The sequence below is a fragment of the Novosphingobium sp. 17-62-19 genome, assembly GCF_002256775.1.
Lineage (GTDB): Bacteria > Pseudomonadota > Alphaproteobacteria > Sphingomonadales > Sphingomonadaceae > Novosphingobium.
In genome coordinates this window covers 17,028-39,031 of sequence record NZ_NCII01000008.1, presented here as the reverse complement: position 1 = coordinate 39,031, position 22,004 = coordinate 17,028, and the positions used below count along the sequence as shown (strand labels likewise).

Here is a 22,004-nt window from a genome sequence, read left to right as displayed (position 1 = left end):
GTCCTTGATAGTGTTTAGTTGGTGGCGGCAGCAGGGGCCGCTGCCTCATCAGGCACTGCCGCTGGCGCTTCCTCACCGCCGCCCAGCGAATGGACATAAGTGGCAAGCATCTTCACCGTGACCGGGTCGAGGCGGTTGCCCCACGATGGCATCACGCCGTAGCGTGCGTTGGTGATGGACTGCGTCAACGCCGCGCGGCTGCCACCGTAGAGCCAGATCGCATCGTTGAGACGGGGCGCACCAACCATGCGATTGCCCTCGCCCGCTGCGCCGTGGCAGACGGTGCAGTTGTCGGTGTAGAGCTGCGCTCCACGCTGGGCCGATGCGCCGGGCTTCTCCTCGCCTGCCAGCACGCGCACGTGACTGACCACGTCCTGCACTTGCGCCGCATTGAGAATACCGTCGCGACCAAAGGACGGCATCTGGCTCATGCGGGTGGCGTCATCACCCGGCTGGCGAATGCCGTTGACGAGCGATTGGTGGACCGCAGAGACATCCCCGCCCCACAGCCAGTCGTCGTCGTTGAGGTTCGGATAGCCTGCGCTGCCTGCTGCGCCATTGCCGTGGCACTGGATGCAGTTCACCTTGAACGCAGCACGACCGCCATCAATCGCGGCGCGGCGCAGCTTGGGGTCAGCGGCAATCTGTTCGATCGAAGCACTGCCAAGTTCGGCCATCAGGCCTGCCCGGCGGGCGGTTTCAGCCTTCATCTCGCCATCAAGCTGGCCTCGGCTGGTCCAGCCGAGGGTGCCCGCAGTGGCCTTGTCAATCAGAGGCCAGGCCGGATAGGCAACGCAATAGCCGATCGAAAAGATGATGCAGGCATAAAAGCTCCACAGCCACCAGCGCGGCAACGGATTGTTGAGTTCCTCAATGCCGTCCCACTCGTGGCCGACAGTTTCGACGCCAGTTGCGTCGTCGATGCGCTGTTTAGACATCGCTTTCATCCTTGAAGATCGAAGTCGCGGCTTCGCGGTTGAGCTGTTTTGCGCCGGGCCGGAATGGCCACGCGCTCAGCCCCACGAAAATCGCCGTCATCAGAAGGAGGCCCCAGCTGTCGGCGAGGTGCCGCAGCATGTCGTAAGTGGAGTGCGCGCTCATCGGCCCTTCTCCTTGGCAAGGGCTTCCTGCGCAGCAGGGGCGTTCACATCGACGAGCGTGCCCATCATCTGGAGATAGGCGACCAGCGCGTCCATCTCGGTCAGCCGCTTGGGATCGCCGTCAAAGTCGCGCGCCTGCGCCTTGGGATAGCGCTTCTGCAGATCAGTCGCGTCGGCGTTCGGATCGGCCTGAGTCTTCAGGTCGTCGTTGGCCTTGGCGATGTCGTCCTGCGAATAGGGGACGCCGATCTGATAAAGCGTGCGCAGCGTGGCGGTCATATCGCCCTTGTCGAGGTCGTGCTCGGCAAGGTGGGCGTATGTCGGCATGATCGATTCCGGCACCACAGCGCGCGGATCTTTCAAGTGCTGCACGTGCCATTCGTCAGAGTAGCGATTGCCCACGCGGGCAAGGTCTGGCCCGGTGCGCTTCGATCCCCACTGGAAAGGATGGTCGTACATCGATTCCGCGGCGAGGCTGTAGTGACCATAGCGCTCGACCTCATCCCGGAAGGGGCGGATCATCTGGCTGTGGCATGTGTAGCAGCCTTCGCGGACGTAGATGTCGCGCCCAGCCTGTTCGAGCGGGGTGTAGGGGCGCATTCCGTCCACCTTCTCGATCGTGTTGTCGATCCAGAACAGGGGGGCGATTTCCACGATCCCGCCGACGGTGACAGCTGCAAAGGCCGCCAACCCGAGAAGCGTGACGTTGCGCTCCAGTTTCTTGTGTTTTTCCACGATGGTGGTCATGGGATTGTTCCTTGCCTTGGCGTCGGGATCAGGCTGCGGCCGGGGCGGCAGCGACGACGGGGCGGTCCTTTTCGGGATCGTAGGGCGCGTCGCTCATCGGAGCTTCCGCGCGCTGGTGGCCAAGAATGGTGCGCCATACGTTGACGGTCATCACCACGGCACCGGCCAGGTAGAGCAGCCCACCGAAGGCGCGCAGGAAGAACATCGGCTTCAGCGCGGCGACGGTTTCGACGAAGCTGTTAACCAGATACCCGTCGGCGCCATATTCGCGCCACATCAGGCCCTGCGTGATCCCCGCAACCCACATCGAGGCGGCGTAGAAAACGATGCCCACGGTTGCGAGCCAGAAGTGCCAGTTGACCATGCGCAGGCTGTAGAGGCGCGGTTGGTTCCACAGGCGCGGCACGAGGTAGTAGATCGACGCGAAGGTGATCATCCCGTTCCAGCCCAGTGCGCCGGAGTGCACGTGGCCAATGGTCCAGTCGGTATAGTGCGACAGGCTGTTGACCGACTTGATCGACATCATCGGGCCTTCGAACGTGCTCATGCCGTAGAAGGCCAGCGCCATCACCATCATGCGGATGATCGGATCGGTGCGAACCTTGTCCCATGCGCCGTTGAGCGTCATCAGACCGTTGATCATGCCGCCCCAGCTGGGCATCCACAGCATGACAGAGAAGACCATGCCCAGCGTCTGCGCCCAATCGGGCAGCGCGGTGTAGTGAAGGTGGTGCGGACCCGCCCAGATGTAGAGGAAGATCAACGCCCAGAAGTGGATGATCGACAGGCGATAGGAGAAGATCGGACGCTCTGCCTGCTTGGGCACGAAGTAGTACATCATCGCCAGGAAGCCAGCGGTCAGGAAGAAGCCGACGGCGTTATGGCCATACCACCACTGCACCAGTGCACCTTGAACGCCTGCAAAGATGGGATAGCTGCGGCTGCCGACAAAGCTGACCGGCCAGTTCAGGTTGTTGACGATGTGGAGCATCGCCACAGTAATGATGAACGAAAGGTAGAACCAGTTCGCCACATAGATGTGCGGTTCAGTGCGCTTGACGATGGTGCCGACGAAGACCGCGAGATAAGCGACCCATACGATCGTCAACCACAGGTCGACATACCATTCCGGTTCGGCATATTCCTTGCCCTGCGTGATACCGAGCAGATAGCCGGTTGCCGCCAGCACGATGAACAGCTGGTAGCCCCAGAACACGAAACGGGCGAGGCCGGGGAAGGCCAGCCTCGCCCGGCAAGTGCGCTGCACGACGTAAAACGACGTGGCGATCAGCGCGTTGCCTCCGAAAGCGAAGATGACCGCAGAGGTGTGCAATGGGCGCACCCGGCCGAATGCGGTCCATTCAAAGCCCAGATTCAGCACCGGCAGCGCAAGCTGCAAGGCGATGAACAGACCTGCCAGGAACCCGGCCATGCCCCAGAAAACGGTCGTGATCACGCCCCAGCGGATCGGATCATCGTCATAACGGCCCTGATCAGGTGCGAGTATGGCTTTCGACAGGTCCACACCGCGCAAGGTGACGATCAGCCCGATGATGCAGGCCAGTGCCACGATGAACATGTGGATTGCGAAACCCGTGTCGACGGCTGCGGCGCAGGCGACGACGGCGATTAGGAGCGACACAAGCCAGAGGCTTGAGCGCGATAGTGCCGTAACCATGGAGCCTTCCTTCCATGAGTGATGTTGATGCCGCGCTGCACCCGCACGGGGGAAGGAACATTGACCCGGATCAATTATCGGAATTCGGCACGTTTACTTCGGTCGCAGCCGCCGATTTCTGATTTTTGCGCTCTGTCAATGTCGGCTGATTCGCTGCGGTGCATCAGGCTGTTCAAGCCACGGAACGATCTTGGGCCAACGAGGGGTTGGCCAGCCGTGGTGCAGGACAAGAGCAATGAAGAAGCTGATCACCGCCGCCATCCCTGCTTTCGCCGCCGCTGTCGCGCTGCTGGCGCCGGCACAGGCTATGGCTGGTTCGTCGGATGGCAAGTTGCAGGTCAAGGTGCTTGGCACCGCCGTACTGCCCGATGGCAAGATCGTGGAAGTGAAGAACGACCCACTTGGCCTCACCGTCGGTGCAAATACCAAGGCGAACGACAACTATGTGCCGACCCTGGCCGTTGAATATTTTGCCACGCCGAACGTGTCAGTCGAGACGATCTGCTGCTTTACCACGCATGGTGTGAGCGGGACCGGCACTCTGGCACCCGCCACCAACATCGTCGATCACGTTATGATCCTGCCCGCCACGGTGACGTTGAAGTATCACCTGCCGCTTGAAGGCGGAATCAAGCCCTATATCGGCGCAGGTCCATCGCTGTTTCTGGTCCTTGGCGAAAAGCCTGGTGCAAGCGTCACCCCACTGGGCGTGACCAAGGTGAAGATGTCCAACGAACTGGGCTTTGCGCTTCAGGCTGGCATCGACATTCCATTGAACGACAAGGGCATGGGGCTGAGCCTCGATGCAAAGAAGTACTTCATGGACACCACCGCGCATTTTTATGCGGGCAATGCAGAAGTGCTGACCACCAAGCACACGCTTGACCCGTGGGTACTGAGCGCAGGCCTGGCATTCAGGTTCTGATCGCGCTCTGACGAAATCCCCAACCGGTCCGTGTGCCCCCACGCACCATGGACCCGGGGATAGCGGGCAGGAGACGACGAGGTTCTGGGATCACCTCGCCGCTCTCCTGCCCGCATCTTTTTTACCACAGAATGCCCTTCCCGTCGGCGGTCAGCGGTTTTGGGGCTTCGACCCCGACAGACTGCAGCAAATCAATTTCAATCGTTCGGCACATCGCGCACAGCGGCAGATCGTGAACACTGTTGGCGAAAGGGTCGACCAGATCATCGCCGATGGCCAGCACCGCGAGAAACATCAAGCCGGCAAGCGTTGAGCCAAGCGGCGTTGCAAATCCCAGCGTCTCCACCAGCCCGAATGGCAGGAGGACGCAAAATACATGCACGAACAGCATCGGAAAGAAGCGGAAGTGATTGGGCAGCGGCGTGTTCTTGAGCCGCTCCATCCCGCCCTGCGCGTTGGCCATGTCGACCAGGATGCTTTCCATTGCGCTTTGCTGAACCGTGTCGATCAGCCCAGCTCGATGTGCGTCGGCAATCTTGCGCCCTGCGCCGTCGAGCAGCCCATTGGCAGGATTTGCCCGGTCAATTGCGATCTGAGCGTCGGCTTTTGCGACGTATTCAAGAGTCGCTTCGTCCAGCGGCTGGCGACGCAATTGGCACCGCAGCGCATTCACGTAAGCAATCTGGCGAAAAACAACCGCCCGCTTGAGGTCAGCAGCCTCAGGGTCTGGCAGGAAGTTTCGCGTGGCTCTGGCCAGATTTCGACTGGCGTTGATCATCAGTCCCCAAAGCCCGCGCCCTTCCCACCAGCGCTGATAAGCCGAGTTGCTGCGAAAACCGAGGAATAGCGCCACGACCGAACCAAACAGGGTCAGCGGCAATTGCGGTGCCCTAAACGGTAGCACAAAATAGACAACGGTGACGATCACGTCCCACACAAACAGCAACGTGAGCGGCTTCCATACCTCGCGAACAATAGTCTTGAACGAAGGGACTGGCCTTGTGATCATCAGTTGTCCCTGCGTTCAACGGCAGGTTGATCAGCAGCTTGCGACATGGCTGCAGACGCGGAAGATACCGGACGCAGAACGAACCAGTCAGGGTGACCGATAGCCATAAGATAGCCCATTACTGCGATGCCGAAGACCAATATCCAAAAACTGGCACGAAGCCTGCCAAAACGTTCGGTATCAGAGTTCCAAGGATCGGGTTGCATTGATTTCTGCCCTCCATTCTCGCAGATGCGAACACGGAAGCGGCAATGCGTGAGGAAACAGGAGTTTCCGTTAGAAAGTGTGTCTTACTGCAAACATCGGAAATACGGCTATTTTTTGATGCTTTTCATCGATGGCCACAAGGCCGGGATCAGAAAGGCCTCAGCCTGCCAGCGCCTTTAGCGCGCCACGATCAAGGATTTCCACTTCGCGGCGCGAAGGCAGTTCTACCACCCCTTCGTTTTTCAGCTTGGTGAACTGACGGCTCACAGTCTCGATCGTGAGGCCAAGAACATCGGCAACCTGCTGGCGCGAAAAGGGAAGCGAGAAGCGCTTGGCCGGGCCGAAGGCTGGGGTACAGCCGGATTCTGCCAAACGGTCAGACATTTCGAGCAGGAAAGTTGCGATCTTTTCCGAAGCGTTCTTGCGCCCGAGCAACATCATCCAGGACCGGGTACGGTCAAGCTCGGCTAGCGTGCGCTCAAGCAACTTGTGCTCAAGTTCAGGGTGCTCGCGGGCAAACCGGTCAAAATCGTTGCGAGAGAACACGCAGACCCGTGCATCGGTGAGTGCCACCACGCTGGCACTGCTGGTCTGTCCGAAGGGACGGCCGATGAAATCCGACGGATAGGCAACCCCCACGATCTGCTCGCGACCATCCTCGGTGCTGGTGGTAAGTTTCAGCACGCCGTCGATCACGTTGGCGACGAGCAGCGAATCATCATCTTCCCAGATCAACGATTCCCCTGCCGTGACAGTGCGCCGACGCCCGATCGCGTTGAGCGTGGCGATTTCGCGATCATCAAGGCCGGCACAAATTGCCCGATTACGGACGACACAGGTTTCGCAGGAGGTCATGCAAATGCGTTATCACCCCTGCACTTCACCGGCAATCGGCGAAACCACCAGCTTTGTCGGCAAAAAATTGGGCGGCGCGAAAATCGGGCCGCCCAAGTTGGGGAGAAATCGCCGGAGCGGGGATGGTGCTGTTCAGGCACCGGGCCGCTTCGTCGAAATCATTCCTAGGCGCTGCATTGCAGCATCGCGTTGACCGATATCAAAACGGCGTGACTATTTTGCAGGGTCAGTGCTTTTTCAAACTTCAGGCAAATTCGTCACATCGTGGTACTGGCCCCGAAAAAACAGCAACGGGGTGCCATGCTCGTTCCGGTCAAGCGCTTCTACTGCACCGACGACGAGCAGATGATCGCCAATATCCTCAACCCGCTCAACCGTGCAATCGATCCAGGCGATAGCATCTTCAAGCAGCGGCTGGCCCGACGGCGTATGACCATGCGCGAGTTCGGCAAACTTGTCTTCCGCACGCGCTGCAAAGCGCTTGCACAAATCGAGTTGCTGGGCGGCCAACACATTCACGCAGAAGCGGCCACCGGCAGCGATCTTTGGCCAGGTGCTCGACCTTTTATCCGGGAAGAAGCCAACCAGGGGAGGATCCAGAGAAATCGACGTGAAAGAGCCGACGACCAAACCGTGGCGAGTCCCATCGGGATCTACCGAGGTAATGACACAGACGCCGGTCGGCCATGTGCCCAACACGTTGCGGAAATGACGTGGATCGATCATGCGCGCCTGACTGTCGGCAAAATCGGCGCGCGTCAACCGTCCCCGAGGGGTTGAAAGGCTATTCGAAGTACGCGATGCAGCGCACTTCGATGCTTTCGCGGGTTTTCGTGTCAGGCAGACTGGTGTCATGAAATGCCGTGTGCGGGCAGCGCCACGCAACAGAATGATCGCTGTCCTGAAACTTGAAAAGCAGCACGTCTTGCGCAGTCATATTGGAAAAATACCACCAGCGGTGCCGGTCACGCTGGCGGAAAATGGTTGCAGCGATCATCTCGTCTTCGCCTTCGACCGGCGCAGTCAGGGCATCACCGACCGGAAACTCATCGACCACGAACAGCGTGTTGGAGGCAGTTTCCTCATCGCTCACAGTACGTCCATCGCACACCGCCAGCGGCCAGTCCTGTGGGCCGGGTGAAAAGGTGCGCCACAACGAAAAGCAGATATAGCGGCTGTAGCCGGGACCGTCGGGAAACCGGTCCTTGTATATCCGTTCGGCAGCGCGTCGGCCTGTGATCTCGTTGTAGTCAACGTGGGCCTCTCCGGCGGGCGGCTGAATACCGCCAGAGTGCTGGTAGCCTTCGACCTTCTGTTTTGCGCGCTCGGAAAGGTCAGCCGAAGTGCGGATCATCCACCCTTGCGCGGCGGTGCGCGTGGCACCGCACAAGCGCGTGACCAGCGCCTCGACTTCTTGCAGATAGGCCGCATTGACCGCAGACTTGTCATGAAAGTCGGCAATGGCCGAACGGTGGTGGCCCAGTATGAAGCCATGGGTATCGAGCGAGAAATGATCGCGCATCGGCATTCCATCGCGCACCTGGCATTCGTAATCGAAATAGTCGCCGGTGTTCATCTCTGCACCTTGCGAAACATAGCGGCGCGTTACGTATTCGTCAGGACCAAGGTAGCGGATCAGCGCAGGTGCGCAGCGCGCATTTTCTTCTGCCAATTCAGCGATTGATCCAGCCTGCCCAAGTTCGGTCATTTGCCTCTCCACGTCGCTCTTTGCCGACCGGAAGGATCATCACATATGTTAGTATACCTAATCAAGTGGCACTCTTGAAAGAAATGCATGTCAAATCGCGCAAATGCGTGTAGGGGCCGCCGCACAGGTATCGCCGTGCACTGTGTGGGAACGGGCTGAGGCGATTCGACCGGGATAATGACCCGGCATCCCGCCGATAGGCCCAACACTTTGCGAAATGCCGGGCAACCGGCAGGAATGGCGATTTTGACGATGACTTTTGCACACCTCCCCAGCCCGCTTGCGCAGGCTCTCGAAGCGCATGGCTATACCGCGCTGACCCCGGTCCAGACCGTTGTATCCGAACCTGAAGCCAAAGGCCGCGACCTTGTGGTTTCGGCACAGACCGGTTCGGGCAAAACCGTCGCGTTCGGCCTGGCCATGGCGAATGAGTTGATCACCGACGAAAGCGCCCTGCCTTTTGCCACTGCCCCGCTGGCGCTGGTAATCGCTCCCACGCGTGAACTGGCCTTGCAGGTCAGCCGTGAACTGCAGTGGCTTTATGCGCCAACCCAGGCCCGCATCGCCACTTGCGTCGGCGGCATGGACCCGTCGCGCGAACGCCGTATGCTGCAGCAGGGCGCGCATATCGTGGTTGGAACGCCGGGCCGCCTGCGCGATCACCATGAGCGTGGCGCGCTCGACCTTTCGGCTCTCGCCTGCGTCGTGCTGGATGAAGCTGACGAAATGCTCGACATGGGCTTCCGCGAAGATCTGGAAGAGCTGCTCGACGCAACGCCGGGTAACCGCCGCACACTGCTGTTTTCGGCAACCATGCCCAAGCCGATCGAGGCGCTTGCCAAGCGTTACCAGCGCGATGCGCTGCGCATCTCAACCGTGGGCGAAAATCGCGGACATGGCGATATCGCCTATCGCGCAATCGCCGTTGCCCCTGCCGAAATCGAAGCTGCCGTGGTCAACCTGCTGCGCTTCCATGAAGCCGAAACCGCGATGCTGTTTTGCGCCACGCGTGACAACGTGCGCCGCCTCCACGCCACTCTGATAGAGCGCGGCTTCACCGCCGTCGCGCTTTCGGGCGAGCACAGCCAGTCCGAACGCAACAACGCCTTGCAAGCCCTGCGTGACCGCCGCGCTCGCGTTTGCGTGGCGACTGACGTTGCTGCACGCGGGATCGATCTGCCCTCGCTCAGCCTTGTTGTTCACGTGGAAATTCCGCGCGATGCCGAAACGCTGCAGCACCGTTCAGGCCGCACCGGGCGCGCGGGCAAGAAGGGCACCGCGGTGCTCATCGTCCCCTTCCCGCGCCGTCGCCGCGTGGAAATGATGCTGCGCGGCGCGCGGATCAACGCCGAATGGGCAGAAGTGCCGACGCCGGAAGCCATCCGCGCACAGGACCGTGAGCGCCTGCTCGAAACAATCCTTGCGCCTGTCGAAGCCGACGAATCCGATCTTGAAATCGCGCGCACCCTGCTCGAACAGCGCAGTGCTGAAGACCTCGCTGCCGCATTGGTCCGTGCCCATCGCGCTGCCCTGCCCCAGCCCGAAGAACTGCTTTCCGGCAGCGATGATGGCCGCAAGCAAGCTGCGCACCGTCCCGGCTTTGACGATGTGGTGTGGTTCCGCATGGATGTGGGCCGCCGCCAGAACGCCGATCCGCGCTGGATCCTGCCGACGCTGTGCCGCCGTGGCCATGTTTCGCGTCAGGAAATCGGCGCGATCCGCATTACGCCCAACGACACTTGGTTCCAGGTGCCGCGCGCCATCGCAGACCGGTTTGCCGATGCCGTGCGCCGCACCGCCGATCCAAAGGGTGAGGACGAGAACGGCATCCACATCGAAGCAGCGCCCGATGGTCCGCGCGAAGTGGCGCGCGACAATCGCCGTACGTCCAACGATGGCCCGCGCCACAATGGTCCCCGCAATCATGGCCCGGGCGGCGACGAGCGTCGCCCACCGAACCGCGCTCATCCCGCCGGTGCTCGCCCGCAAGGCAAACCGCATCGCAAGGGGCCACAAGGCGCCCGCTGACATGAAAAACCCGCCGGACAGCAATCCGGCGGGTTTTGTTTTCCAACGCTGATCGGGGCTTTATTCCTCGCCCATCCGCAACGCAGCGATGAACGCTTCCTGCGGGATCGAGACATTGCCGTATTCGCGCATCCGCGCCTTGCCCTTCTTCTGCTTTTCCAGAAGCTTCTTCTTGCGGCTTATGTCACCACCATAGCACTTGGCGGTCACGTCCTTGCGCATCGCTGCAATCGTCTCGCGAGCTACGACCTTGCCACCGATGGCAGCCTGCACCGGGATCTTGAACAGGTGGCGCGGGATGAGGTCTTTCAGGCGCTCGCACATATGCCGTCCGCGCGCTTCGGCAGCGCTGCGGTGGACAATCATCGACAGCGCATCGACGGGTTCGTTGTTGACGAGAATGCTCATCTTCACAAGGTCACCCTCACGCAGACCAATCTGTTCATAATCGAAGCTGGCATAGCCACGGCTGATCGACTTCAGGCGATCATAGAAATCGAACACCACTTCGTTGAGCGGCAATTCATAGGTCACCTGCGCACGACCGCCAACATAGGTCAGCCCGGTCTGCACACCGCGCCGGTCCTGACACAGCTTGAGGATCGACCCCAGGTATTCGTCGGGGGTATAGATCGTGCCCTTGATCCACGGCTCGTCGATCTGTGCAATGCGGCTTGGATCAGGATAGTCAGCCGGGTTGTGCAGCATGATCTCGCGCGCATCATCGGTCCGGCTCTTGTTGAGTTGGATGCGATAGACCACCGACGGCGCGGTGGTGATGAGGTCAAGGTCATACTCGCGGCTCAGGCGCTCCTGAATGATCTCCAGATGCAACAGGCCGAGGAACCCGCAGCGGAACCCGAAGCCGAGCGCCGCGCTCGATTCCATTTCGAAACTGAAACTGGCGTCGTTCAGACGCAGGCGGCTGATGCTCTCGCGCAGCTTTTCGAATTCGGCCGCGTCGACCGGGAAGATGCCGCAGAACACCACTGGCTGCACTTCCTTGAAGCCCGGCAGTGCCTTGGTCGACCCGTTCTTGACCGTGGTGATCGTGTCACCCACGCGGGCCTGCGCCACTTCCTTGATTTGTGCCGTGATGAAGCCGATTTCGCCCGGACCGAGTTCGTCCAGCGTATCGATCTTGGGGCGCATACAGCCCACGCGGTCGATCAGATGTTCGGTCCCGCCCGCCATGAATTTGACCTGCAGCCCCTTGCGGATCACACCGTTGATCACGCGCACGAGGATGACCACGCCAAGGTACTGGTCGTACCATGAATCGACCAGCATCGCGGTCAACGGCGCGTCGCGATCTCCGCCCGGCGGTGGGATGCGCTCTACAATGGCATCAAGCACTTCCTCAATACCGATGCCCGACTTGGCGCTGGTCATCACCGCATTGCTGGCATCGATGCCGATGATGTCCTCGATCTCGGCCTTGACCTTTTCCGGTTCGGCAGCGGGCAGATCGATCTTGTTGATCACCGGCACGATCTCGTGATCATGTTCGATAGACTGGTACACGTTGGCCAGCGTCTGCGCTTCCACACCCTGCGCCGCATCGACCACCAGCAACGCGCCCTCACACGCGGCAAGACTGCGGCTCACTTCATAAGCAAAGTCGACGTGGCCCGGGGTGTCCATCAGGTTCAGCTGATAGGTGCGCCCGTCCTTGCCGGTATATTCCAGACGCACAGTCTGCGCCTTGATCGTGATCCCGCGTTCCTTCTCGATGTCCATATTGTCGAGCACTTGCTCGGACATCTCGCGCGCGGTCAGTCCGCCCGTGTACTGGATCAGGCGGTCGGCCAGCGTGGACTTGCCATGGTCGATATGGGCAATGATCGAAAAATTGCGGATCAGCGAAAGGTCAGTCATATCGGTCTTTGAAAAGGAGCGGTGCAATGCGCATCGCAGGGCCGTTAGCAGGTGATCGCGCGCGAGTCACGCCAGCCGCTGGTGCAGTTGCGTCGACGCCCGAAACGACGAAATTCTTCAATTAGAAGACATCTTTTTGACGATCATCACAAGATTGTAACGAAACATTTCTTTATTAAATTCATATATTTGACTACTATGGCACCCTGCCTCGACCCGGAATTGCGTCAATCAACTGTCATATATCCGTCATTTTACAGGACTAGCGGCGGCGTCGGCACAGTTCGGGGCACGGTGGAGATTTTCGGAAAATGAACGGCAAGGCTTTCAGGACTGCACTCGCAGCCACTGTGTTCATTAGCGCGGCGACTATTGGCGCAGCGGGCGTTGCGCAGGCCCAGTCCGCGCCGCTGGATCAGGACGCGAAGATCGCCGATCTCCAGCGCCAGGTTGATGAACTGAAAGCAATGGTGCGCGCGATGCAGGAAATGCAGCAAGGCACGACACAACTGGCTGCAGCGCCGACAGGCAGCGCAATCACTGCACCTGCGTCTTCTACGCTCTCCCCATCCGTGGCTGGTTCTGCACCTCAGGCGGTCCAAGTGGCAGCAGCGGCCCCTGCCACGGCCAAGAAGAAGGGCTGGTTCGAAAAGCTGCAAATTCGCGGCTACACACAGCTGCGCATGAATGAGATCGTCGGCGGCGCGAAAACTGCTCCTTCCGGCGTCGCACGCGTGCGCTCGGTGCAGGACGGCGGCATCAACGATAACGGCAACTTCTCGATCCGCCGCGCCCGTCTTGTCGTGCAGGGCGATATTTCCGACCGGGTGTCGCTCTATATGCAGGGCGATTTAGCCACATCTACCAGCAATCAATCAAACGGTGAATCTCGCCTTCACTACTTCCAGATGCGAGACGCATATGCCGATGTTTTTCTCGATGAAGCGAAAAGCTTCCGCCTGCGCTTTGGGCAATCCAAAGTACCTTTCGGCTGGGAAAATATGCAAAGCTCGCAAAACCGCGTCCCGCTTGATCGCACCGACCCGATCAACCAGCCGGTCCCCGGTGAGCGCGATCTCGGTGCTGTCGCCTACTACACCCCGCCCGCATTTCAGGCGATCTGGAACGAACTGGCCAAGGATGAGCAAAAGCTGTTCGGCAACTACGGCGCATTGGGCTTTGGCGTTTTCAACGGCCAGTCGGTCAATCGGACCGAACGCAATGGCGGCCTGATGACTGTAGCCCTCGCCACCATGCCGATCAGGCTGGACGGGCTTGGCGGCATCTTCGAGGGCCAGGTTGCCGAAATTGGGGCATCGGGCATTCTTAACAAGTTCCGCCCCGAAGTGCGCAGCGGCGGTGTTTCGGCCACCGAATTTGCTGATAACCACGTCGGTATCCACGCCATGATCTATCCGCGCCCCTTCGGCATCCAGGCAGAATGGAAGTGGGGTAAAGGACCGGTCTGGGATGCACCGAGCAGCTCCATCAAGTCGGGCGAGTCCACCGGCGGATACATCATGACGATGTATCGTATGCCGAACACCGGTATCGGGCAGATCATTCCGTTCGCGCGCTGGCAGAAGTATCGCGGCGGGTGGAAAGCTGCGACCAACGCCCCGCGCCTTGATGGCGAGCAATACGAAGCGGGCGTGGAATGGCAGCCGATGAAAGAACTCGAAATCGTGCTGAGCTACGCTGCCGTTGACCGTATGGAGGCCGACGAACGGCGGGTTGGCCGTGCAAAGGGCGATGTAGTCCGCGCACAAGTGCAATGGAACTATTGAAGAGCAAAGATCAGAGACACGCACAGGCTTGCGTTTTCAGGAATTCCTATAGTTTCATTTCCTCCCAAACACTTGGTCGCCCCTACGGACCGCTTCATCGCGAATGTGCCAGTCCAGCGGATCGTTCATCTGGCGTTGGGGATCACACCACAATGGTCGGCGTTGTTCGATCAAGTCCGCATGTCGGCAAGTCCGCATGTCGGATTGCAGATTTCAAAGGGAGCAACCCATGAAGAAAACCATTCTTGCCGCCGTGCTGGCCGCAATCGCCATTCCAGCCGCCCCAGCCATGGCCGATCCGCCGCGCCACGCACCGGCCCACGGTTACCACAAGGTCAAGGGTGACCGTATGTATGACAACCGCGGACGCTACGTCCAACCCCGCCGCATCTCGCGCAACGACAAGGTCTGGCGCGGCAACGACGGGCGCTATTACTGCAAGCGCAACAACGGCACGACTGGCCTGATCATCGGTGGTGCGGGCGGCGCACTGCTTGGCCGCACCATTGATACGCAGGGCGACCGTACTCTGGGCACGCTACTCGGCGCTGCCGGTGGCGCACTTCTCGGCCGTGAGATTGAGCGCAGCGGCGGTCGCTGCCGATAAGCTGGAACTCACCCTAAAACGGGTCGCAAACGAAGGGTGGGGTCGCAAGACCTCGCCCTCTTCCATCAATTCTGTCGCACCTCGTCAAGCACTCATGCCCTAAAATTCAGCGATTAACCCTTGCGACAAAATGCACTTGGCATAAATTCGGCATATGTGGTTGCTCGACAAAATGCTCACCCGGCTGATCCGCAAGGGGCGGCTGAACATCATCGACCATGACGGAAAGGCCTACACTTATGGCGATCCGTCCGCCGATCCGCTGACCATCCGCTTCACCGACAAGGGAGCCGCCATGCACATCGCGCGCGACCCTCGCGTGGGGGCCGGCGAAGCCTATATGGATGGGCGCATGGTGGTTGAACCGCCGCACGACATCCGCGATTTTGTGCTGTTTGTGATGGGCAATGCCAGCGGCGCAGGCGGGATTGACCGCAAAGGCCGTTTGCGCAAACTGGCAAGCAAGCTGCTGTCAAGAATAGACCAGATCAACGAACGCGCACGCGCCGCAAAGAACGTGGTCCACCACTATGATCTGACCCGCCAGTTTTACGAATTGTTCCTCGACGAAGACCGGCAATATACCATGGCCTATTTCCGCGATCCGTCCAATTCGCTGGAGCGCGCGCAAGTCGACAAGAAGGCGCTGATTGCTGCCAAACTGCGGCTGATCCCCGGCCAGAGCGCAGGGATGCGCGTGCTCGACATCGGCTGCGGCTGGGGCGGGCTGGGGCTTTACCTCAATCGCCACTATGGCTGCGAAGTGTTGGGGGTTTCCCTCGCGCCCGATCAGGTCAAGTTCGCCAACGAACGTGCCGAAGCCGCCGGCGTAGCCGATAAGGTCAAGTTCCAGCTGATCGACTACCGCGACGTCACAGGCCAGTTCGACCGCATAACCAGCGTCGGCATGATCGAACACGTCGGCGCGCCCAATTTTGGCGAGTATTTTGCCAAGACGAACGACCTGCTCGATCCCGACGGCATCATGCTGACCCACACCATTGGCCGAAAGGGTGCGCCCGGCACCACCGACAAATGGACGCGGAAGTATATCTTCCCCGGTGGCTATATCCCGGCAATGAGCGAGCTTGTCTCTGCGCTTGAACGCAACGGTTGGGAAGTGGGCGACGTCGAGGTGCTGCGATACCACTACGCCTACACTCTGGCCGAATGGTATCGCCGTGCCACGATGCACCGCGACGAAATTGTCGCCCTTTATGATGAACGCCTGTTCCGCATGTGGCAATTCTATCTTGCCGGAGCCGAACAGAGCTTCCGCCACGGCAGCATGGTCAATTTCCATATCCAAAGCGTAAAGCGCCGAAGTTCCCTGCCAATGACGCGCGACTACATGCAGCAGGAATGGGCGAGGCTGGCGGCGCTGGATGAAGCGCCAGAGTGGCATCTGGAACGCAAAGCAGCGGAATAGGAGTGGTCTGTGTCCGTTTCGCCCTGCGAAAACCCTGGTGACACGTAAGTCCGGGCGTTGCCATCCTATGCAGCACTTGTTAGTTAACCTAACGAACAAACTTTTGCAGGATGCCACACCGATGACAGCCCCCACCGCCGCCGACCTTTCCGCCGAAATCGCTCGCATCTTCGCATTGCAGCAAGCACACCAATGGGAAGCGAAGGCTTCGTCCGCAGCTGAACGCAAGGCAAAGCTTGCAAAGCTCAAGACTGCGGTGGAAACCCACGCCGACGACATCATCGCCGCAGTGCTCGAAGATACGCGCAAGCCCGTCGGCGAAATCCGCGTCACGGAAGTGATGAACGTTACAGCCAACGTTCAGCGCAATATCGACAACCTCGACGCGTGGATGGCACCGGTAGAGGTGGCGACTTCGATGAACCCGGCGGACCGCGCCCAGATCAACTACGAAGCACGGGGTGTGTGCCTGATCCTCGGCCCGTGGAATTTCCCGCTCGGCCTTGCGCTTGGTCCGGTCGCTGCTGCCGTGGCGGCAGGCAACACCTGCATCGTCAAGCTGACCGACCTCTGCCCTGCAACGGCAAAGATCGCTGCGATCATCATCAAGGAAGCCTTTGACGAAAAGGACGTGGCCCTTTTCGAAGGCGATGTCTCGGTCGCCACGGCACTGCTTGATCTGCCGTTCAACCACATCTTCTTCACCGGATCCCCGCGCGTTGGCAAGATCGTGATGGCCGCTGCTGCCAAGCACCTCACCACCGTGACGCTGGAACTGGGCGGCAAATCACCCGTAATCGTAGACGACAGCGCCGACATTGATCTGGTTGCTGCGCAGCTTGCCGCTGCCAAGCAATTCAACGGCGGGCAGGCCTGCATCAGCCCGGACTATGTCTTCGTAAAGGAAGACAAGAAGGCCGCGCTGGTCGAAGGCTTCCGCGCCAATGTGCAGAAGAACCTCTATGACGCGGCAGGCGCGCTCAAGAAGGACAGCATCGCACAGATCGTCAACGCGGCGAACTTCAACCGCGTGAAGGCGATGTTCGATGACGCGGTGGAAAAGGGCGCAACCGTTGCCGCAGGTGGCACCTTCGAGGCTGGCGACCTGACCGTCCACCCCACCATGCTGACCGACGTCACTCCACAAATGACAATCCTTCAGGATGAGATCTTTGCGCCCGTTATCCCGGTGATGACTTACGAAACGCTCGATCAGGCCATTGGCTACATTGAGGCCCACGACAAACCGCTGGCGCTCTATGTCTATAGTCAGGACGAAGCCAACGTCGAGAAGGTGCTGGCCCGCACATCTTCGGGCGGTGTAACGGTCAACGGCGTATTCTCGCACTATCTTGAGAACAACCTGCCGTTCGGCGGTGTCAACACTAGCGGCATGGGCAGCTACCATGGCGTGTTCGGCTTCAAGTGCTTCAGCCACGAACGCGCGGTCTACCGGCATATGTAACCGGCTCTGGAACGCGGAGTTGCACAAAACGGACAATTGCGTTATAACGTACGTATGAACGCGACTGTAAAGATAACCAGGATCGGCAACTCCGCCGGGATCGTCCTTCCCAAGGAACTGCTTGCCCACCTTAACGCCTCGGTGGGTGAGATGCTTTCGGTCGTCACCACGCCGGGCGGCATTGAACTGCGCGCCGAAGAACCTGACTTTGACGCGCAGATGGCTGCCGCACGCGAAGTAATGGCACGCCGCAAGCAAGCGTTGCGCGAACTGGCCAAGTAACCATGGCGGACAGTTGGGTCTGGGTAATACCCGAAGTCGCGCGCGCGGCGCACGCTGAGCAGTTGGCCGAACATGGTGGTCCAGATGGCGTCCGCGATCAAGGCTTGCTTGAATGCGCGATGGCACGCGCGCTGAATCTGGCGCAGTATGAGGAACCAGATGTTGCCGCACTGACCGCTGCTTATGCATGGGGTATCGCCCGCAACCATCCTTTCGTGGACGGGAACAAGCGAACCGCAGCCGTCATCGCGGAAACATTTCTGGTGCTGAACGGCTATATCCTTGATGCCAGCGATGCAAAAGTTGTTGTTGCCATACTCGCCCTCGCAGCCGGAGAATTGACCGAGGACGAACTCGCCGACTGGTTCCGTCTCCACATAAAAGCTGCGGGCTGAACGTAATTTCGCTACGCGTTGCGTGGTTCGGCTTATTTCGGCCTACATCGACACCCCCTAGCGTCCTCTCACACCAGAGCGGAGACGTGCGTGACATTCAGATTTCTTTACCTCGCAACGCTCGCGCTCGTCGTCACCTGTCCTGCATCTGCCGCAGAGCCTGACATCCGCGTCATGCGCATCAACGACCACGTTGTCGCTTTCTATGATGGCAGGCCAGCCGAGGGCAGCGTGGATCTTTCAAAGGCCACCTGGGCCGATCATGGTGCAAACTATGTTGGCGTGGCCACCTTTGCCGTCCACGATGGCGATGAGGCTCTGGTTTACGACACCTACCCCAGCGTCGAACAGGCACGCTTCGTACGCAACTGGCTGGAGAAAGCCGGCGTCCGCCATTTCACTGTCGCCAACAGCCACTGGCATCTCGATCACATCGGCGGCAACGCGGTCTACGCCGACAGCACCGTCATCGCGACCGACAAGACGCGTGCCCAACTGGTGAAGCACCAAGCAGCCATCGAAGACGGCACACTCCAAGGCCTGCCCGCCATCGCGCCGCTCAACCTGCCCGACATTGCCATATCTGCGCCCATCACCGTCACAGTCGGTCGCTACGCTGTCGAACTTCGGCCCGTGAATATCCATTCCGACGATGGCTTGGTTGCCTACCTGCCGCAGGATCGGCTCCTGTTGGCGGGTGACACGCTGGAGGACACCCTCACCTTCATTGCCGCGCCCCAAACCCTGCCCGATCAGTACCGCAATCTGGCGACCATGAAGCAATGGGGGGCCACCCACATCCTGCCCAACCATGGCGACCCGGCGATAATCGCGCGCGGCGGCTATAGCCCTGCCCTGATCGACATGACGCGCACCTATATCCGCCGAATGGCCGAACACGCACACGATGCAGACTTTGCCACCCAACCTATCGAACGCTTCATCCCGGAAGCACTAGCGGACGGCATTGCCAGCATGTGGTGGGCCTATCGTGAGGCACACCATGAGAACCTTGGCAAAGTGGCCGCGTGGTACAAGGACAAGCCACTGCCGGATTTCGGCCAATAGCCAACACCCTCACCCTGATCGGCCGTTCACGATAGAACGTTGCGATACCACCAGTCGCCAAAACGGTCGCCCATCCAGTTGCCCGAGCTTTCGCCGATCTCCACCCAGAACTTCATCGGGCTGGCACGCATCCGCTCGATCAGCTCATCCACTTCGTTGCCGCGAATGTTGCCACCAAACAGCGATTTCATCGCCAGCTCGGTAAATGTGGCCACGGTATCTACAGCCGTCTTGCCCGCGCCGATGGGGTCAATCGCCAGCAGATAGCGGAATGCCGTGCCAAAGCGCGGATCGCTCGCTGCAGCAGGATTTGCCGCATAGAGCATTTCCTGCATCGCGTTCAGGAACCCGCCCCATGGCACTGCCGCGCCGATGGCTGTGGCATAGATCTCGGAAAAGCCGGGACCAAAACGGCCTGCACGGAAATGATCGATCACCACTGCGCCGGTCGCCAGAACCTGCACCACCAGAGCGATGGAGCCGAGGGATTTCAATACGCTGACCACCTTGGTGGCGCTGCCCCATGACCGCATCATTTCCAGCGCCGTATCAAGCCTGATGGCCCGGCTGGTCAGGATAGTGACAATATCGCGCGAGGTGAACCCCACCTTCAAGGCGTTCTTGATCCCCATCAACGCCTCTACGGCATACTGCGCGGCACCTTGCGCATTCAGGATCATTTTCAGCGTCTGAATTTCGTTGCTGGCGATATAGGCCAGAAAATCGATCGCAGGAGCGCTGTCGGTCCGTGTCTTCAATTGCGCGCGCAAGGTGTCCAGCCGCTGCTGTTCAACCGGAGAAAGCCCGGTGACCTTGCCCGTCCCGTTCCCCGCGCCCGGCATACCTGGCAGAGTACCTGCTGCTGGCGGTGGCGCAACGCTTTGCCCGGCCCAGATGTTTTCAGACTGGGCCGTATTCAGCGCCGCCAGCGTGCGGCCATTGGGGTCAACGCGCGAATCAGGTGAACGCAGGCCAACCACAACCTTCTGAAAATCGCCGATCATCCCTTTGGTCTTCGGGCCGACAACTCCGTCAACTGCAAGCTTCACCCGCGGAGGCCGCATCAAATCATTGAGGCGCTGCTGAACAGTCTTGACGTCCGACGCGGTGTTACGCCCGCCCGCACCCACACTGCCCATAATCCTGATCGTTGAATTGATCGGCATTTGCTGTTTCCCCGAACGGGGCCTCCTGATCGCGAGGCCATCCCCGGACCGACAGGCATCTCATAGCCTGCACCATCGCCACCCTACTGTGACGCCAACCACATGTTGAGTGAATTGATCGGCAAAGGTTGCGATGTAGCACCCCGCCTGATAGGCGCGCGGCGCGTGTTCCAAGGGGAGTTGCTCCGCTCATGTCCGATATCAAGAAGGTCGTTCTCGCCTATTCCGGCGGTCTCGACACCTCCGTCATCCTCAAGTGGCTTCAGGTCACCTATAATTGCGAGGTGGTTACCTTCACCGCAGACCTCGGACAGGGCGAGGAACTGGAGCCTGCACGCGCCAAGGCAAAGCTCATGGGCGTGCCCGACGAGCACATCTATATCGACGATCTGCGCGAAGAATTCGTGCGCGATTTCGTGTTCCCGATGATGCGCGCCAATGCCCGCTACGAGGGCGATTACCTTCTGGGTACGTCAATCGCCCGCCCGCTCATTTCCAAGCGCCTGATCGAGATTGCGCGCGAAACCGGGGCCGATGCCGTTGCGCACGGCGCCACGGGCAAGGGCAATGATCAGGTTCGCTTCGAACTCTCCGCCTATGCGCTGGAACCCGGCATCAAGGTCATCGCACCGTGGCGCGAATGGGATCTGACCAGCCGCACCGCGCTCATCGCGTGGGCCGAAGCGCACCAGATCCCGGTGCCCAAGGACAAGCGCGGCGAAAGCCCGTTCTCGACCGACGCCAACCTCCTCCACACCTCGTCCGAAGGCAAAGTGCTGGAAGATCCGTGGGAAGAAACCCCGGACTACGTCTATTCGCGCACCGTCAATCCTGAAGACGCGCCGGACGTGCCCGAATACATCACCGTCGATTTCGAAAAGGGTGATGGCGTCGCGCTTAACGGGCAGGCCATGTCACCCGCCACGTTGCTCACCGCCCTCAACGAGCTTGGCCGCAAGCACGGGATCGGCCGGCTGGATCTGGTCGAAAACCGCTTCGTCGGCATGAAGAGCCGCGGCATGTATGAAACACCCGGCGGTGAGATCTACGCCCGCGCGCACCGTGGGATCGAAAGCATCACGCTTGATCGCGGCGCGGCTCACCTGAAGGATGAGCTGATGCCGAAGTACGCAGAGCTGATCTACAACGGGTTCTGGTTCGCACCAGAGCGTGAGATGCTGCAGGCAGCCATCGACCACTCGCAGGCCCGTGTGAACGGCACCGTGCGCCTTAAGCTCTACAAGGGCAGCGCCACGGTCGTCGGCCGCAAGTCGCCCGATAGCCTCTATTCCGAACGTCACGTGACGTTCGAGGACGATGCGGGCGCTTATGATCAGAAGGACGCGGCAGGCTTCATCAAGCTCAATGCGCTCCGCCTCCGGTTGCTGGCCCAGCAAGGCCGCTGACGCCACCACCGCTTTTGGCACTGCACAAAACTATCCACCAAAAGGTGCGGGGGCTGTGGATAACTCCCGCACTTTTTGCTTGCGCGACTCGCTCAAGAGGCGCAGCTTTTGTGTGTCGAGAGTGCAGACGGTCTCGAAGTTCGGAGTGAAAGCTTCTGAATTTCAAGAGAATTATGCAACTTGGTGCGAGCATAGATAGTTTTCAGTGTAACCAACTAGCAGTCACCTTCGGGCTGACCCGCGGATGCGCGAAACTGCAGCTTT

The 22,004-nt window shown here is 59.9% G+C and carries 21 protein-coding genes; 10 read left to right on the top strand and 11 right to left on the bottom strand.

The genetic code is table 11. The annotated features are described in order from the left end of the window. Window positions 1-14: 14 nt before the first annotated feature. From ccoP to ccoN, 4 genes are read right to left on the bottom strand one after another with little or no spacing between them, the layout of a single operon-like run. Complete coding sequence (gene ccoP / locus B7X90_RS02425; protein ID WP_292621358.1) at window positions 15-938, bottom strand: cytochrome-c oxidase, cbb3-type subunit III; 924 nt, start codon at window positions 936-938, stop codon at window positions 15-17. Beyond that, the gene (locus B7X90_RS02420) at window positions 931-1,101 is read right to left on the bottom strand and encodes a cbb3-type cytochrome c oxidase subunit 3 (protein ID WP_292621356.1); all 171 of its coding nucleotides are present in this window, start codon (window positions 1,099-1,101) and stop codon (window positions 931-933) included. The genes ccoP and B7X90_RS02420 overlap by 8 nt, the downstream gene beginning before the upstream one ends. Next, on the bottom strand, window positions 1,098-1,847 hold the full coding sequence (gene ccoO, locus B7X90_RS02415) for a cytochrome-c oxidase, cbb3-type subunit II (protein WP_292621354.1): 750 nt from the start codon (window positions 1,845-1,847) through the stop codon (window positions 1,098-1,100). Before ccoO ends, B7X90_RS02420 begins: the two co-directional genes overlap by 4 nt. 28 nt (window positions 1,848-1,875) lie before the next feature. After that, the gene (gene ccoN / locus B7X90_RS02410) at window positions 1,876-3,525 is read right to left on the bottom strand and encodes a cytochrome-c oxidase, cbb3-type subunit I (protein ID WP_292621353.1); all 1,650 of its coding nucleotides are present in this window, start codon (window positions 3,523-3,525) and stop codon (window positions 1,876-1,878) included. A 235-nt stretch (window positions 3,526-3,760) separates the two neighbouring features. Between ccoN and B7X90_RS02405 the strand changes: the two genes are divergently transcribed. Beyond that, window positions 3,761-4,450, top strand: coding sequence for an OmpW family outer membrane protein (locus tag B7X90_RS02405; protein WP_292621351.1), 690 nt, complete (start codon window positions 3,761-3,763; stop codon window positions 4,448-4,450). A gap of 121 nt (window positions 4,451-4,571) precedes the next feature. Here B7X90_RS02405 and B7X90_RS02400 read toward each other — a convergent pair whose 3' ends face one another. From B7X90_RS02400 to B7X90_RS02380, 5 genes are all read right to left on the bottom strand, one after another. Beyond that, complete coding sequence (locus B7X90_RS02400; protein WP_292621349.1) at window positions 4,572-5,459, bottom strand: bestrophin family ion channel; 888 nt, start codon at window positions 5,457-5,459, stop codon at window positions 4,572-4,574. Then, a complete protein-coding gene (locus tag B7X90_RS02395) occupies window positions 5,459-5,665 on the bottom strand; it encodes a hypothetical protein (protein ID WP_292621347.1) in 207 nt (68 codons plus the stop codon). Before B7X90_RS02395 ends, B7X90_RS02400 begins: the two co-directional genes overlap by 1 nt. 160 nt (window positions 5,666-5,825) lie before the next feature. Continuing rightward, a complete protein-coding gene (locus B7X90_RS02390; protein ID WP_292621345.1) occupies window positions 5,826-6,521 on the bottom strand; it encodes a Crp/Fnr family transcriptional regulator in 696 nt (231 codons plus the stop codon). Window positions 6,522-6,758: 237 nt separating this feature from the next. Beyond that, complete coding sequence (locus B7X90_RS02385; RefSeq protein ID WP_292621373.1) at window positions 6,759-7,247, bottom strand: flavin reductase family protein; 489 nt, start codon at window positions 7,245-7,247, stop codon at window positions 6,759-6,761. 58 nt (window positions 7,248-7,305) lie between these two features. Next, entirely contained in the window at window positions 7,306-8,229 is a 924-nt protein-coding gene (locus B7X90_RS02380) for a CmcJ/NvfI family oxidoreductase (RefSeq protein WP_292621344.1), read from the bottom strand. A gap of 252 nt (window positions 8,230-8,481) precedes the next feature. Between B7X90_RS02380 and B7X90_RS02375 the strand changes: the two genes are divergently transcribed. Beyond that, on the top strand, window positions 8,482-10,257 hold the full coding sequence (locus B7X90_RS02375) for a DEAD/DEAH box helicase (RefSeq protein ID WP_292621342.1): 1,776 nt from the start codon (window positions 8,482-8,484) through the stop codon (window positions 10,255-10,257). 60 nt (window positions 10,258-10,317) lie between these two features. Here B7X90_RS02375 and lepA read toward each other — a convergent pair whose 3' ends face one another. Then, window positions 10,318-12,135, bottom strand: a complete 1,818-nt coding sequence (gene lepA, locus B7X90_RS02370) for a translation elongation factor 4 (protein WP_292621340.1) — start codon at window positions 12,133-12,135, stop codon at window positions 10,318-10,320. Between the two features lie 311 nt (window positions 12,136-12,446). Here lepA and B7X90_RS02365 point away from each other — a divergent pair, with 311 nt between their 5' ends. The 7 genes from B7X90_RS02365 (at window position 12,447) to B7X90_RS02335 (ending at window position 19,168) form a co-directional block, all read left to right on the top strand. Continuing rightward, window positions 12,447-13,922 (top strand): porin, encoded by a 1,476-nt coding sequence (locus B7X90_RS02365; RefSeq protein WP_292621337.1) that lies wholly within the window; start codon window positions 12,447-12,449, stop codon window positions 13,920-13,922. Window positions 13,923-14,151: 229 nt separating this feature from the next. Then, window positions 14,152-14,529 carry a glycine zipper 2TM domain-containing protein gene (locus B7X90_RS02360; protein ID WP_292621336.1) on the top strand — a complete coding sequence of 126 codons (378 nt, stop codon included), beginning with the start codon at window positions 14,152-14,154 and terminating at the stop codon, window positions 14,527-14,529. A gap of 154 nt (window positions 14,530-14,683) precedes the next feature. Next, window positions 14,684-15,958 carry a cyclopropane-fatty-acyl-phospholipid synthase family protein gene (locus B7X90_RS02355; RefSeq protein ID WP_292621335.1) on the top strand — a complete coding sequence of 425 codons (1,275 nt, stop codon included), beginning with the start codon at window positions 14,684-14,686 and terminating at the stop codon, window positions 15,956-15,958. Between the two features lie 121 nt (window positions 15,959-16,079). Then, window positions 16,080-17,423 (top strand): aldehyde dehydrogenase family protein, encoded by a 1,344-nt coding sequence (locus tag B7X90_RS02350; protein ID WP_292621333.1) that lies wholly within the window; start codon window positions 16,080-16,082, stop codon window positions 17,421-17,423. A gap of 54 nt (window positions 17,424-17,477) precedes the next feature. After that, the gene (locus tag B7X90_RS02345; protein ID WP_292621330.1) at window positions 17,478-17,705 is read left to right on the top strand and encodes an AbrB/MazE/SpoVT family DNA-binding domain-containing protein; all 228 of its coding nucleotides are present in this window, start codon (window positions 17,478-17,480) and stop codon (window positions 17,703-17,705) included. Between the two features lie 2 nt (window positions 17,706-17,707). Further along, on the top strand, window positions 17,708-18,100 hold the full coding sequence (locus B7X90_RS02340; protein WP_292621329.1) for a type II toxin-antitoxin system death-on-curing family toxin: 393 nt from the start codon (window positions 17,708-17,710) through the stop codon (window positions 18,098-18,100). 90 nt (window positions 18,101-18,190) lie between these two features. Next, a complete protein-coding gene (locus B7X90_RS02335) occupies window positions 18,191-19,168 on the top strand; it encodes an MBL fold metallo-hydrolase (protein WP_292621327.1) in 978 nt (325 codons plus the stop codon). Between the two features lie 26 nt (window positions 19,169-19,194). On the opposite strand, the gene B7X90_RS02330 is transcribed toward B7X90_RS02335, so the two are convergent. Further along, on the bottom strand, window positions 19,195-20,334 hold the full coding sequence (locus tag B7X90_RS02330; protein ID WP_292621326.1) for a peptidoglycan-binding domain-containing protein: 1,140 nt from the start codon (window positions 20,332-20,334) through the stop codon (window positions 19,195-19,197). 191 nt (window positions 20,335-20,525) lie between these two features. Here B7X90_RS02330 and B7X90_RS02325 point away from each other — a divergent pair, with 191 nt between their 5' ends. Then, a complete protein-coding gene (locus B7X90_RS02325) occupies window positions 20,526-21,740 on the top strand; it encodes an argininosuccinate synthase (protein WP_292621325.1) in 1,215 nt (404 codons plus the stop codon). Window positions 21,741-22,004: the final 264 nt, after the last annotated feature.